Origin of the sequence: Luteibacter sp., assembly GCF_036499525.1 — a bacterium.
Classification (GTDB): Bacteria; Pseudomonadota; Gammaproteobacteria; order Xanthomonadales; family Rhodanobacteraceae; genus Luteibacter.
Genome location: NZ_DASYDO010000043.1, coordinates 19,908 through 33,922 on the forward strand (window position 1 = coordinate 19,908; position 14,015 = coordinate 33,922).

The following is a 14,015-nucleotide window of genomic DNA, read 5'->3' on the forward strand; positions in this document are numbered from 1 at the left end:
GCCATCCCATGAAGAAGCAAGTTCGCGCCGTCGCCCTCGGCGCATCGCTGCTGCTGGCAGGCGCGGCGTTCGCCCAGGTTCCGCCGCCCACCCATCAGGTACCGCCTCCCCCGCCGGGTGAGGCGACGCCGCCGCCCCCACCACCGGGCGCGGTGCCGCCGCCGCCGACAGCCGAGCCCATGCCACCGACCACACAGGCACCCGACCCGAGCATGCCACCGCCTGCCAGCGAGGCGCCCCCACCGCCGCCTGCCGCTCCTGCGGCGCCCGCTGCTCCGATGCCGTCATCCCCCCCTGCGTCGCCCGGGTCGGAAATGGGTTCCACGGGATCGACCATGGCGACCCCGCAGGGGCAGGTCACCGTAAACAGCGGTCCCGCACCAGCGAAACCGGCGGGTCCGGCGCCGGATTTCGCGACGCTTGCGGGCGGTAAGGGCTCCATCTCCCCTGATAAGGCATCGGCGTATCCGCTCCTCGCCAACGACTTCCAGTACGCGGACAGTAACCGCGATGGGCGAATCTCGAAGAGCGAATACCAGCGTTGGGTCGCCAAATCCGGCGCGTCCGCCAGCCCATAATGAGAAAGCCGGCACGACCGGCCGACGCTGTGGGAAGCCCGCCGGCGGGTTTCCCACCTTTCGCCAAGCTGAACGCTGCACGTTCTTCATGCAACCGGCGCGGCTACACTCCCCCGCTTCACCGTGCCGCACCGGTTCGCAGGGAGTCATCCACCATGAAGCCATTCCGCGCCACCGGCGCTCTCGGCGCCTATGCGTTCCTGCACGCGGGCCTAGCCCTCGCGCAGAACCCCAGCCCCATCGACATTCGCGCCTGCTCCGCGATCGAAACGGATTCGCAGCGCCTGCTCTGCTACGACAAGGCGGTGGGCCGCGACCGGCTGCCGCAGGCGGCCAAGAAGGAAGATTCCTCCGCGGATTCGATCAGTGTCGACCTGGCCACCCGCAACTCGCGCGAGGTCGCCCGCCCGTTGTCGCTGCTCGATAGCCGCTGGGAGCTATCGCCGGAATCGAAACTGGGCACGTTCAACCTGCGCGGGTACAAGCCCACCTACGCGTTGCCGTTCTTCGGCGCCTCAACGCAGAACAAGCGCCCGCACAGCCCCGCACCTGGCCACACGGTGACCACGCCCCAGGAACTGGACGACGTCGAGGCCAAGTTCCAGATCAGCCTGAAGACCAAGGTCGCCGAGAACCTGTTCGAAGACAACGGCGATCTGTGGGTCGGCTATACCCAGTCGTCCCGCTGGCAGGTCTACAACACCGACAACTCGCGCCCGTTCCGTGAAACGAACTATGAACCCGAGGCGATGCTGGCGTTCAACACGCATTACCAGGTGCTCGGCTGGACCGGCCGCCTTGCCAGCATAGGCATCAACCATCAGTCCAACGGCCGCGCCGATCCGCTGTCGCGCAGCTGGAACCGCGTGGTCGCGGACATCGGCCTGGAACGCGAAGGCTGGACGATCATGCTGCGCCCGTGGTGGCGGATTCCCGAGGACCGCAAGGACGACGACAACCCGGACATCCAGGATTATATGGGGCGAGGCGAGATCCAGATCGTGCACGAGGTGGGCCGGCAGGAATTCGGCCTGACCGCGCGGCACTCGTTCCGCACCGGCGATCGTTCGCATGGCTCGCTACGCGGCACCTGGAGTTTCCCGGTGGTGGGAAACCTGCGCGGTTACATGGAAGTCTTCAACGGCTACGGTGAGAGCCTGATCGATTACAACCACCGGGCGACGTACCTGGGTCTCGGTGTGTCGCTGCTGGATTGGTATTGAGGGTTAGCCGGGCCTGCGGCGTCTCCGCTTCGTTGGCCTTTCGCGCGCAGGGCGCGCTCCTACAACGCGTCGTTGCAGGAGCGCGCCCTGCGCGCGAAAGGCCAACGAAGCGGTGTAGCGGTAACCCCCGCTAACTCAATGGTGATGGCCGCCTTCACCGTGCACGTGCCCGTGCGACAGCTCTTCCTCGGTCGCGTCGCGCACGTCGGTAATCTCGACCGCGAAGTGCAGCGTCTGGCCGGCGAGCGGGTGGTTGCCGTCGACGGTGACATTGCCGCCTTCGATCTTGCTCACGGTGACGTTGATGCTGCCCTGGTCGTTGCGGCCCTGGAACTGCATGCCCGGCTGCAGATCTTCCACGCCCTGGAAGGCATCGCGCGGCACGACCTGGACGAGCTCCTGGTGGTGCGGACCGTAGCCCTCCTCCGGCGCGACGTCGACTTTGAACTGGTCGCCGGCCGAACGGCCTTCAAGCGCCTTCTCGAGGCCCGGAACGATGTGGCCTTCGCCATGGATGTAGGCCAGCGGCTCGCGACCTTCCGAACTGTCGATGACGTTACCTTGGTCGTCGGTCAGCGTGTAATGGAAGGAAACGGCGTGTCGATTGGCGATCTGCATGAAATTCTCGCTGTGGAGGGGGATCGGGGAAGGCAGGAGATGCCCTCCCGGGCCTCCAAGGCTAGGCGACCGGCACCCGTACTGCAAATCACGAATGCTTCGCGATGCTGCGGCGCAACCCGCCAAAAGGCTACGATCTGCTAGTTTTCCCGCTTTTCCCCTTTCCCTCCGACACCATGCCGGGAGCCGCATGTTCGATTGCATTCTGATCGCTAACCGTGGCGAGATCGCCTGCCGCGTGATCCGGACCTGCCGCCGCCTGGGCATCCGCACCGTCGCCGTGTATTCCAGTGCCGATGCGGGAGCGCAGCATGTGCGCCTGGCCGACGAGGCGTGGCCGATCGGCGGCCCCCGTCCTGCGGAGTCGTACCTGCGCGGCGACGCGATCATCGAGGTGGCGAAACGCAGCGGCGCGCAAGCGATCCACCCCGGTTACGGCTTCCTCTCCGAGAACACCGGCTTCGCGCGCGCCTGCGCCGAGGCTGGCATCGTCTTCATCGGTCCGCGGCCCGAAAGCATCGACGCGATGGGTTCGAAGGCTGCGGCGAAAGCCTTGATGGAGCGCCATGCCGTGCCGCTCGTCCCTGGCTACCACGGCGAGGACCAGGATCCGGCGCACCTCGCCGCGGAAGCGGCGCGCACGGGCTTCCCGCTGATGATCAAGGCCGCCGCGGGCGGCGGCGGCAAGGGCATGCGCATCGTGCGCGACGCGGCCGGCTTCGCGGAGGCGCTTGCCTCCGCACAACGCGAATCCGCGAACGCCTTCGGCGATACGCGCGTCATCCTCGAGCGCTACGTCGAGCATCCGCGGCATATCGAATTCCAGGTGTTCGGCGATACGCACGGCAGCATCGTCCACCTCAACGAGCGCGAATGCTCCGCCCAGCGCCGCTACCAGAAAGTGCTGGAAGAGACGCCCTCGCCCTTCCTCGACGACGCGCGCCGCGCCCGCATGGGCGCCGCCGCCGTGGCCGCGGCGCGCGCGGTGGATTACGTCGGCGCGGGTACCGTCGAATTCATCGTGGGCCAGGATGGCGAATTCTTCTTCATGGAGATGAATACGCGCCTGCAGGTGGAGCACCCGGTCACCGAGGAAACGCTCGGGCTCGACCTCGTCGAGTGGCAGTTGCGCGTTGCCGCGGGCGAACCGCTGCCGCTGGCGCAGGAAGACATCCGGGCGCACGGCCACGCGATTGAAGTACGCCTGTATGCCGAGGATCCGGAGGCGAACTTCCTGCCGGGTTCCGGCCGCCTCGTTTCCCTCACCCTGCCGGCACCGTCGGAACACGTGCGCCTGGACGGCGGCGTCGTGGCCGGCGATACCGTCACGATCTTCTACGACCCGATGATCGCCAAGCTCATCGTGCACGACGACGATCGCACGCAGGCCCTCGAGCGCCTTCGCGAGGCGCTGGCTCAAACGGACATCGTGGGACCGAAATCCAACGTGGCCTTTCTCGAGCGGCTCACGCGTCACCCTGTCGTCGTCGAAGGCCGGATCGACACCGGTTACCTCGATCGTCATCTCGAAGAGTTCCTGGCCGGGGCCGCCGAAGCCTCCGACCTTGACTGCTTCGCCGCGGCAACCGCCATGCTCCTCGCCGACGAAGCATCGCCGCGCAACGCTTCCGGCGATCCGCATTCGCCGTGGGGCGGCGCCGATGCATGGCGCCTTGGCCATCCCGGCAAGCGCGTCGTCGCGCTCGCGGAAGGTGGCCGTCGGCACGAGATCGATGCGCATGGCCATGGGGGCGACTACGTGCTGCACCTCGGTAGCAGCGCATGCACCGTGGCCGGGGCACGGCTGGAAGGTGGCGTGCTGTCCGGGCGGTTCGACGAGCATTCCCGCCGCATGCCGCTGTCGCTGCATGACGGTCGCGTGCGGCTTCACGACGAAGGGGGCCGCCGCTGGACCTTCGAACGTGCTTCTGCCTATGCGTGGGCAGGCGAGGAAGCCCTGGGCGCGAAACAGCTGGTCGCGCCGATGCCAGGCCGCATCGTGCTGGTCCGAGCGGCGGCCGGCGACGTGGTCGAGGAAGGCCAGGAACTGCTGGTGATGGAGGCGATGAAAATGGAACTCGCCCTGAAGGCGCCACGCTCCGGCAACATAGAATCGGTATCCGTCGCACAGGGCGACTTCGTGGACGCCGATACCGTCCTCGTCCGCTTCGTCGAAACGGTCTGACCGGAGTCCGCATGAACGCTTCCAACCACGTCCGTATCGTCGAAGTCGGCCCCCGCGACGGCTTGCAGAACGAAAAGACCATGCTGTCCGCCGCGGTGAAGATCGAACTGATCGACCGCCTGTCCGGCACCGGCCTCGCCACCATCGAGGCCACCAGCTTCGTCAGCCCCCGGTGGGTACCGCAACTCGCCGATGCCGCCGACGTGTTCCGCGGCATTCGCAAGGCGTCCGGCGTAGTGTATCCGGTGCTGGTGCCGAACCTGCAGGGTTACGAGCGCGCGCGCGCGGCAGGCGCATCAGAAGTAGCCGTCTTCACGGCCGCTTCGGAAGCGTTCAATCGCAAAAACATCAATGCGTCGATCGACGAGTCCATCGATCGTTTCGTGCCCGTGCTCGAGCGCGCCCGCGCCGATGGCGTGGCCGTGCGCGGTTATGTCTCCACGGTGCTCGGCTGTCCCTACCAGGGCGAGGTATCGGTGGCGGATGTCGTGCGCGTGGCGCGGCGCCTGCACGAACTGGGCTGCCACGAGGTGTCGCTCGGCGACACGATCGGCGTCGGCACGCCCACGAAGGCACGCGCCATGCTGCGCGCGGTAGCCACCGAGGTTCCGATGGCATCGCTTGCCGTCCATTTCCATGACACGTACGGGCAGGCCCTCGCCAACATCCTCTCCTGCCTCGAGGAAGGCGTGCGCGTCGTGGACAGCGCCGTCTCGGGTACCGGCGGGTGCCCCTATGCGAAGGGCGCCACCGGCAATGTCGCAAGCGAGGACGTCGTGTACATGCTGCATGGCATGGGCATGACCACGGGCGTTGACCTCGACCGCCTGGTGGAAACCGGTACGTGGCTGGCCGCACAACTCGGCAAGGCCACCGCCAGCCGTGTGACCCAGGCCTGCACGGCATCCTGACACCATCCCACCATCCATGGCAGCATCTACCCATGCCTGCCGACTACCTCATCCGCCCCATCGAGCCACGCGACGATGCCCACATCGCCGCGGTGATCCGCACCGTCATGCCGGAGTTCGGCGCCGACGGGCCTGGCTTCGCCATCCACGATGTCGAAGTCGACACCATGTCGACCGCGTACTCCCGACCGCGCGCGGCGTATTTCGTCGTGGAAATGAACGGTCACGCCGTCGGCGGTGGTGGCATGGCCCCGCTGGATGGCGGTGACGAAGGAACCTGCGAACTGCGCAAGATGTACTTCCTGCCCGAGGCACGCGGCACGGGCGCGGCGTCGCAGTTGCTGCGCCGCTGTCTCGACGCCGCGCGCCGCGCCGGGTTCTCGCACTGCTACCTGGAAACCCTCACCGGGATGGATGCGGCGCAGGCGCTGTACCAGCGTCACGGGTTCACCCACATCGATACGCCCATGGGCGGTACCGGTCATTTCAGCTGCGATCGTTTTTTCCTGCGCCACCTCAACGACGGCGACCTCATTGTCCCACCCTCGCCACCTTCGCTGGTGTTCGCCATCGACGATCCCGGCCGGCCCGACATACTGCCGCTGATCGAGCAGCTGCACGGTTATCTTTCCGACCTCGACCGGCACCTGCCGCCGCCGTCCGTCAGTGTGGAAAGCCTGCGCCAGCCGCACACCACCTTCATGACGGTGCGTGTGGACGGCCTTCCGCTGGCCTGCGGCGCCGGCGTGGACCACGGCGACTACGTGGAGCTCAAGTACATGTATGTGCTGCCCGCCTGCCGAGGCATGGGCCTGGGCAAGCAGATGCTCGAAGCGCTCGAGCAGCAGGTGCGCTCCACCGGCGTCAGGATGGTGAAACTCGAAACCGGCACCGCGCAGACCGAATCGATCGAACTTTACGAACGCGCCGGCTACCGCCGCTGCCGTCCGTTCGGCGACCACCGCGTCAGCGCATCGAGCATCTGCATGGAAAAGGCCCTGTGATCCGCATTGCCGTCGAGGCCGATGCGGCCGCCTGCCACGCCATCTACGCGCCGATCGTCGAGACCAGCGCAATCACCTTCGAAACCGAACTTCCCGGCGATGAAGCAATGGCCGGGCGTATCCGTGCGCGCCTCGCCAACCATCCCTGGCTGGTATGGGAAGAAAATGGCGAGGTCCTCGCGTATGCCTACGCCGGCCGGTTCCGTGAGCGCGCCGCCTACGACTGGATCGCCGAAACCTCGATCTACGTGCACGAGAAGGCCCGCCGTCGCGGCATCGCCCGGCGTCTCTACGGTGCCTTGCTAGAGGCCATGCGCCTGCAGGGCATCAACCAGGCCGTCGGCGTCATCACCCTGCCCGGCGACACCAGCGTGGCCATGCACGAAGCGATGGGCTTCGTCCCCGCGGGGGTCTGGCCGAAGGCCGGCTACAAGCTCGGCCGCTGGTGGGACGTGGGCGTGTGGAGCCTGTTCCTTTCGGAGCCCGCCAACCCGCCGGTACCGGTGATCCCGTTCGCTGAGCTGGTGTCATCGGCAGAACTGGCAGCAAGCCTGAAGGCACGACCCTAGGTAGGAGCGCGCCCTGCGCGCGACAGCTTTTCGCGAGAAGCCACAGATCCTGGTGCTCATGGCCCCAAAACCTGTCGCGCTCAGGGCGCGCTCCTACCCGGGCAAGCTGCCGTCCCGTGCTCCCTCGGCTAAGATGCGCTTCTTTGCCATTCTCAATGCGGAGTCACCATGCAGCTCGAGCAGGTAAGGGCCGTCATCACCGGCGGTGCGTCCGGTCTGGGTCACGCCGTCGCCCAGCGCCTCGTCGCGGCGGGCGCCAAGGTTGGCCTCTTCGACGTCAACGAGGAAAAAGGGCGGGCTGCCGTAGCCGGGCTCGGCGCCAAGGCCTCCTTTCATCGCACCGACGTCACCTCGGAGGACGGCGTGGCCGCCAACGTCGCGGCCGCCAGCCATGTCATGGGTGGCCTGAACGTGGTGGTGAACTGCGCCGGCATCCTCGGCGCGGGTCGCGTGCTCGGCAAGGAAGGCCCGATGCCGCTGGCGAATTTTTCCGGCACCGTCATGGTCAACCTGGTCGGCAGCTTCAACGTCGCGAAGGCCGCCGCGCAGGTCATGCAGGCCAACACCGCAGGCGAGGACGGCGAGCGTGGCGTCATCGTCAACACCGCTTCGGTCGCCGCTTACGAGGGCCAGATCGGCCAAGCCGCCTATTCCGCCTCCAAGGGCGGCGTGGTGGGCATGACTTTGCCGATGGCGCGCGAACTCGCCCGCTTCGGTATCCGCGTCAACACGATCGCGCCCGGCATCTTCTGGACGCCGATGGTCGACGGCATGCCGCCGCAAGTACAGGAATCGCTGTCCGCGTCCATTCCGTTCCCCTCGCGCCTGGGAAAGCCGGAAGAGTTCGCCGACACGGTGGCCTTCATCCTCGCCAGCCGCTACCTCAACGGCGAGACGATTCGCCTCGACGGCGCCGTCCGCCTCGCGCCGAAGTAATCAACCCCACGACACGAAGTCGAACACCATGAAAGCATCCGAAATCAAGAAGGGCAACGTCGTCGAGAACGAAGGCACGGTGTACCAGGTCCGCGACATCGATCGCAGCGCGCCCACCGCGCGCGGCGGCAACGTGACCTTTCGTTTCACCCTGTATTCGATTCCCGGGAACCGCAAGTTCGACCTCAGCCTGCGCGCCGACGACGAACTGAAGGAGGTCGAGCTGAGCCGTCGCCAGGCAAAGTTCTCTTACATGGACGGCGACAACTTCGTCTTCATGGACGACGAGGACTATACCCAGTACATCCTCGGGCCCGAAGTGATCGGCGACAACGCCGGCTACATCGTGGAAGACCTGGAAGGCTACTACGTGCAGGTCATCGACGATGCGCCGGTTGGCCTCCAGGTTCCGACCTCCGTGGTCCTCACGGTCAGCGACACCGCGCCGGAACTCAAGGGCGCCAGCGCCACCAAGCGCACCAAGCCGGCCACCCTGAGCACCGGGATCGAGGTGCAGGTGCCGGAGTACATCACCACCGGCGAGAAAGTCACGGTGAATACCGTGACCGGCGAGTTCGCCGGACGCGCGTAACCCACGGTGTCCAGTCAGGTGGATTGCGGCAGAATCGGGGCTCATAGGACGAGCCCCCAGACACCATGAGCAACGGCTACTCGTTCCGCGCCAGCGTCATCGGCACGCTGATCCGGACGAAGCGACCTGACGTCCCCCTGCGGGTCGCGCTGCGCAATACGGCGGCGGTAGTCCTGCCCCTCGCCCTGGGCCTCATGTTTGGTTACCCGCAAATCGGCATCGGCATCGCGGCGGGTGCGCTGGACACGATGTTCTCCGATCAGCCGGGGCCATACCAGCAACGCCTCAGCCGCCTCTTCCTCGCCGCGCTGGCGGCCGGCGCCGCGTCCCTCGTCGGGTTCCTCATTGGCGACTGGGTACTGCCCATGTCGGTGGCCTGCGCGATCTGTGGCTTCTTCGGCGGGCTGCTGGTGGTCTTCGGCCCCGACATCGCGCGCGTGGGCATGACCAGCATGCTCCTGCTCGTGATCACCGCCGCCACGCCCACCGACCTCGGCGGAGCGCTCGCCGGCGGCGTCCTGATCTTCTCCGGCGGCATGCTGCTGGCGGTGTTCTCCATCGCGGCGTGGCCGCTGCAACGCTATCGGCCGGAACGCATGGCGCTCGCCACCGTCTACCGCGGCCTGGCCGTCCTGGCCCGCAAACAGCAACACGATGGCGAGGCACCCGCCCTCACCGACGCCATGGATGCGCTGCAGACCACGCTGCTCGGCCGCCACCACGCGCGCGGCCGTGCGATGGAAGCGTTCCGCGTACTGCTGGAACTCGCCGAGCGCATTCGTCTCGAACTCGTCGCCATGGCCATCCTCGAGACGACCCGCGACGGCATGGGTGAGATGTTCCGCAACGACGCTGCCCGGGTGCTCAGCGCCACCGCCGACGCACTGGATGCCGCCGAGCCGCCGCAGCGCGCCCAGCGTGCGCTCGCCACCTTGCAGGCCAGCGAGCGTGCGCTGCTGGCCGGAGGTGGCGCCGTGGGCCTGGCGGCGCACATCCAGGCGCTGTCCGGCCAGCTCGCCGCCGTGGTGCGCAACACCCACTGGGCCGGTTCGCGTGGCGAGGAACGCGCGCAGCGCGAGGAAACCACGCTGCCCGACACGCTGCGCAGCGCGTCCGCGCTGTCGACGCTGCGCGCCAACCTCACGCCGCATTCCGTGGCCTTCCGCCATGCCGTGCGCTCCGCGGTGGTGCTCACCGTCGCCTTCGCCGTCTCGCGCTATTACGCGCTCCCGCATGGGTACTGGCTGCCGATGACCGCGGCGATCGTGCTCCGCCCGGACTTTGCCGCCACCTTCAACTTCGGCCTGTTGCGTGTGGTGGGCACCGTGTTCGGCCTCATGCTCACCACTCTCGTCCTCCGCCTGACGCCGGACGTGGTGTGGGCACATGTGGCGGTGATGGGCGTGCTATGCGTGGCCTTCCGCTACCTGGCAGGCGCGCATTACGGCATCGCCGTGGCGGCGCTGACGGGCACCGTGGTCGTGCTGCTTTCGTTCGAGGGGGTGGATCCGTTCGAAGCGATGTCCGACCGCGTGCTGAATACGGCGCTCGGCAGCGGCCTGGCCCTGCTCGCCTACCTTTTGTGGCCCACGTGGGAGCGTCACCGCGCTCGCAGTGCGCTCTCGGACATGTTGTGCGCGTATGCGGGTTACATGGAAGCGCTGGTCGCGCCGGCCGACAGTCGCTCCCGCTATGAGGTACGCGCCGCCACGCGCACGGCGCGCACCAACGCCCAGGCATCGCTGGACCGCATGGTCGCGGAACCGGGCACGCCCGCCGTGCTGCGGGAGCTTGCGGAAACCCTGTACGCGAACGGCAATCGCCTCGCCCGTACGGCGATGGCGCTCGAATCGCTGATCGACGTGGGTGACGTGCCCGAGGGCTGGAGCCAGGTCGGGGCTTTCATCGGCGAGGCCTCCGCGGCCCTGCGCGCCCAGGCCGGGGCGCTGACACGAATGGAAGCCGCGCCCATGCCGCCGGGCCTGCGCGAACACCAGCGCGCGCTGGCCGCCGCGCTCGCGCGACACAAGGACCGTGGCTTCGCCGACGCGGCATCGCGCCTCACCGACCGCCTGACCGACAACGTGGACACCATCGCGCACGTGGTGAACCGCCGCTCCACCGCCCCGGCCTGACGGCCGACAGCCCGTTGCTGCACCGCGAGAGGTTCCTTCACGCACGCAGCGCTACACTCGGCCCATGCTCAAGATCGACACACACGCGCATATCCTGCCCCGTGACTGGCCCGATCTCGCCGCTCGCTACGGTGACGAGAGATTCCCCGTGATGACCCATTCCAGCGGCCACCACCGGATCTACAAGGACGGGAAGTTCTTCCGCGAAGTCTGGGATTCGGCATTCGATGCCGAGCACCGCATCGCCGATTACGCCCGCTACGGTGTCGGCGTGCAGGTGGTGTCCACGGTACCGGTCATGTTTTCGTATTGGGCCAAGGGCCACCAGGCGCTGGAACTGCACACCCACCTCAACGACACCATGGCCGACGTGTGCGAGGCGCACCCACGCCACTACGCCGGCATCGGCACCGTGCCGTTGCAATCGCCCTCCCTGGCGATCCGCGAGATGGATCGCTGCATCGACGAACTGGGCCTGCAAGGCGTGCAGATCGGCTCGCACTGCAACGACTGGAATCTCGACGCACCGGAACTGTTTCCGTTCTTCGAGGCCGCCGCCGACCTGGGCGCGGCGATCCTCGTCCACCCATGGGACATGATGGGCACCGATACCATGCCCAAGTACTGGCTGCCCTGGCTCGTGGGCATGCCTGCGGAACAATCGCGTGCCGCGTGCGCGCTGATCTTCGGCGGCGTGCTGGAACGCCTGCCCGCGCTCAAGATCATGCTCGCCCATGGTGGCGGCAGCTTCCCGTATTCGATCGGGCGCATCGAACATGGCTTCCGCATGCGTCCCGATATCGTCGCCACCGATAATGCACGCAACCCGCGCGAATACATGTCGCGGCTTTACTTCGATTCCTGCGTGCACGACGACGCGGCGCTGCGCTACCTCCTCGCCACGGCAGGGAACGACCGGGTGATGCTCGGCACCGATTACCCCTTCCCCCTGGGTGAACAGGAACCGGGCAGCGGCATCGAGGCGCTCGGCCTCGGCGAGGCCGAGCGCGCCCGGCTCTTCCACGGCACCGCGCTCGAATGGCTGGGCGTGCCGATATCGCGATTCCAGGCGGTAGCCGCCGTGGCGTGAACTGGCGCACAGCGGCACCACCATCCGGGTACGCCTGCTGTGACAGAATGCCGCCGTTACGCGGCGCCGCCGCGTCCTCCAAGGGGATCTTCGATCGTGAACCGCCTGCCACGTCTCTTCCTGACTGCCCTGCTCCTCGCGAGCCCCGCGCTCGGCGCCACCGATGTGTCGATGATGGGCGGCGCCGTCCGCTTCGCGGTTCCCGACCATTGGTTGCCGATCCTGCAGTCAGAGGGCGAAACGGAGACCCAGGTGTTCCAGGTGCCGGGAGCGAGTGCCGCGAACGCCACGCTCGCACGCGTCTCCGTCACCGCGCAGAAGGTGCCCAACCTCAACGGCTTCCAACAGTTCGCGGGCAACCTGCGCAGCCATGCCACGTCGTTGGCGGAATACGCGCCCGGCAAGGCGGCGTCGCCGACCGAAAATGTCTATACCGCGAAAGAAGGCGCCGTGACGCTCCAGTACTTCGAGCGCTATTTCTACAGCGATGGCTACGCGATCCAGCTGCGTTGCATCCGCCCGGCCGACGACGCTCGCTTCGGCGCAGCCTTCGACAAGGGTTGTGCCGACGTGGCCGCCCACATGCCTTCGTGATTCCAGGATTTTGACGATGACCGCTTTCGAAGCGACGCACGCGTGGGCGGATGCCCAGGATGCCGCCGATCCGCTGCGCGCCTTCCGCGACGAATTCCATATCCCACCGCACCACGGTCGCGAGACGTTATATTTCTGCGGCAATTCGCTGGGACTCCAGCCGAAGGGCGTAAGGGCGGCGATCGAAGCGGAGCTGTCCGACTGGTCCGAACTGGCGGTGGAAGCACACTTCCGCGGCCGTTCGCCGTGGATGCACTACCACGAGTACGTACGCGACGCGATGGCCGACGTGGTCGGTGCACAACCGCACGAAGTGGTAGCGATGAACTCGCTCGGCGTGAACTTGCACCTCATGATGGTCAGCTTCTACCGGCCGACGGCGGAGCGCCCGGCGATCCTCATGGAAGCAGGCGCGTTTCCGACCGATCGTTATGCGCTCGAGTCGCAGGTGCGTTTTCACGGTTTCGATCCGTCGCGCGATCTCATCGAACTGCAATCCGACGGCCCCGGCGGGATCTTGTCGATGGCCGCCATCGAGAAGGCAATCGCCGAGCACGGCCACCGGGTGGCGCTGATCATGCTGCCGGGCGTGCAATACCGCACGGGCCAGGTCTTCGACCTCGAGGCTATCGTGCGGCTCGGCCACGCGCAGGGCTGCGTCGTCGGCTTCGACCTTGCCCACGCCGCAGGCAACCTGCCCCTCGCCCTGCACGACAGCGGCGCGGACTTCGCCGTGTGGTGCACGTACAAGTACCTCAACGCCGGACCCGGCGCCGTCGCGGGAGCCTTCGTGCATGAGCGCCACGCGCGCGCCGACCTGCCGCGCTTCGCCGGGTGGTGGGGGCACGACAAGAGCACGCGCTTCCAGATGGGGCCGCACTTCAGTCCCACGCCTGGCGCGGATGGCTGGCAGCTGTCGAACCCGCCGATTCTGGCACTCGCGCCGCTGCGCGCGTCGCTGGATGTCTTCACCCGCGCGGGCATGCCGCGCCTGGTCGAGAAGAGCCGCCGCCTTACCGCCTATCTGGACTGGCTCATACGCACGCGACTGGACGAGACGCTGGATATCGTGACGCCGAACGATCCGGTGCAGCGTGGAGCGCAGTTGTCCATCCGCGTTCGCGCGGGCCGCGATACCGGGCGATCGCTGTTCGAACACCTTGAAAAGCATGGTGTCATCGGCGACTGGCGCGAACCGGATGTCATCCGACTGTCGCCGACGCCGCTGTACAACCGTTACTCCGATTGCCTCGGTGCCGTGGAAGCGATCGAAGCCTGGAGCAAAAGCCTCGCCTGACATCGTTCCGTAGTCGTCCCTGCGAAGGCAGGACCCAGTGACTCGTTCCGTTACATGCTTGTACGCTGGCCCAATGACGAATGGCGTTCGCCATTGGTTCGTGTGTGCTGCTTTCTATAGCAGCAGTGCATTCACTGCCTCAAGGTCCTTCACGTCCACCGTGCCGGCCGTCTGCTTGAGCAGCAGCTTGTCGAGGATGAACTGGTGGCGGGACTGCGAGTAATCGCTGAGCGCCTGGGTCAGGTTCTGCTGCGCGATCAGCACGTCGACGATGGTGCGCGTG

At 67.0% G+C, this 14,015-nt stretch carries 13 protein-coding genes and 1 pseudogene; 13 read left to right on the forward strand and 1 reads right to left on the reverse strand.

Going from position 1 to position 14,015, the window contains the following annotated elements:
- Window positions 1–8 precede the first annotated feature (8 nt).
- Window positions 9–578 (forward strand): EF-hand domain-containing protein, encoded by a 570-nt coding sequence (locus VGM71_RS08655; protein ID WP_331544059.1) that lies wholly within the window; start codon window positions 9–11, stop codon window positions 576–578.
- 155 nt (window positions 579–733) lie between these two features.
- A complete protein-coding gene (locus VGM71_RS08660; RefSeq protein WP_331544061.1) occupies window positions 734–1,801 on the forward strand; it encodes a phospholipase A in 1,068 nt (355 codons plus the stop codon).
- Between the two features lie 135 nt (window positions 1,802–1,936).
- On the opposite strand, the gene VGM71_RS08665 is transcribed toward VGM71_RS08660, so the two are convergent.
- Entirely contained in the window at window positions 1,937–2,419 is a 483-nt protein-coding gene (locus tag VGM71_RS08665) for a peptidylprolyl isomerase (protein ID WP_331544063.1), read from the reverse strand.
- 190 nt (window positions 2,420–2,609) lie between these two features.
- Here VGM71_RS08665 and VGM71_RS08670 point away from each other — a divergent pair, with 190 nt between their 5' ends.
- From VGM71_RS08670 to kynU, 11 genes and pseudogenes are all read left to right on the forward strand, one after another.
- On the forward strand, window positions 2,610–4,604 hold the full coding sequence (locus VGM71_RS08670) for an acetyl/propionyl/methylcrotonyl-CoA carboxylase subunit alpha (protein WP_331544065.1): 1,995 nt from the start codon (window positions 2,610–2,612) through the stop codon (window positions 4,602–4,604).
- Window positions 4,605–4,615: 11 nt separating this feature from the next.
- On the forward strand, window positions 4,616–5,515 hold the full coding sequence (locus VGM71_RS08675) for a hydroxymethylglutaryl-CoA lyase (RefSeq protein ID WP_331544067.1): 900 nt from the start codon (window positions 4,616–4,618) through the stop codon (window positions 5,513–5,515).
- 32 nt (window positions 5,516–5,547) lie between these two features.
- Window positions 5,548–6,033, forward strand: a pseudogene (locus tag VGM71_RS08680) (GNAT family N-acetyltransferase); the annotation flags it as partial.
- Window positions 6,034–6,183: 150 nt separating this feature from the next.
- Window positions 6,184–6,519: a GNAT family N-acetyltransferase gene (locus VGM71_RS08685; RefSeq protein WP_331544083.1), complete on the forward strand. Its 336-nt coding sequence runs from the start codon at window positions 6,184–6,186 to the stop codon at window positions 6,517–6,519.
- Window positions 6,516–7,088 (forward strand): N-acetyltransferase family protein, encoded by a 573-nt coding sequence (locus VGM71_RS08690; protein WP_331544068.1) that lies wholly within the window; start codon window positions 6,516–6,518, stop codon window positions 7,086–7,088. Before VGM71_RS08685 ends, VGM71_RS08690 begins: the two co-directional genes overlap by 4 nt.
- Window positions 7,089–7,256: 168 nt before the next feature.
- The gene (locus VGM71_RS08695) at window positions 7,257–8,024 is read left to right on the forward strand and encodes an SDR family oxidoreductase (protein WP_331544069.1); all 768 of its coding nucleotides are present in this window, start codon (window positions 7,257–7,259) and stop codon (window positions 8,022–8,024) included.
- A 28-nt stretch (window positions 8,025–8,052) separates the two neighbouring features.
- The gene (yeiP, locus tag VGM71_RS08700) at window positions 8,053–8,616 is read left to right on the forward strand and encodes an elongation factor P-like protein YeiP (RefSeq protein ID WP_331544071.1); all 564 of its coding nucleotides are present in this window, start codon (window positions 8,053–8,055) and stop codon (window positions 8,614–8,616) included.
- A 65-nt stretch (window positions 8,617–8,681) separates the two neighbouring features.
- Window positions 8,682–10,751 (forward strand): FUSC family protein, encoded by a 2,070-nt coding sequence (locus tag VGM71_RS08705; protein WP_331544073.1) that lies wholly within the window; start codon window positions 8,682–8,684, stop codon window positions 10,749–10,751.
- A 64-nt stretch (window positions 10,752–10,815) separates the two neighbouring features.
- Complete coding sequence (locus VGM71_RS08710) at window positions 10,816–11,841, forward strand: amidohydrolase family protein (RefSeq protein WP_331544075.1); 1,026 nt, start codon at window positions 10,816–10,818, stop codon at window positions 11,839–11,841.
- Window positions 11,842–11,937: 96 nt separating this feature from the next.
- Window positions 11,938–12,435, forward strand: coding sequence for a hypothetical protein (locus VGM71_RS08715; protein ID WP_331544077.1), 498 nt, complete (start codon window positions 11,938–11,940; stop codon window positions 12,433–12,435).
- Between the two features lie 16 nt (window positions 12,436–12,451).
- Complete coding sequence (gene kynU, locus VGM71_RS08720; RefSeq protein WP_331544079.1) at window positions 12,452–13,732, forward strand: kynureninase; 1,281 nt, start codon at window positions 12,452–12,454, stop codon at window positions 13,730–13,732.
- The last annotated feature ends 283 nt before the right edge of the window (window positions 13,733–14,015 follow it).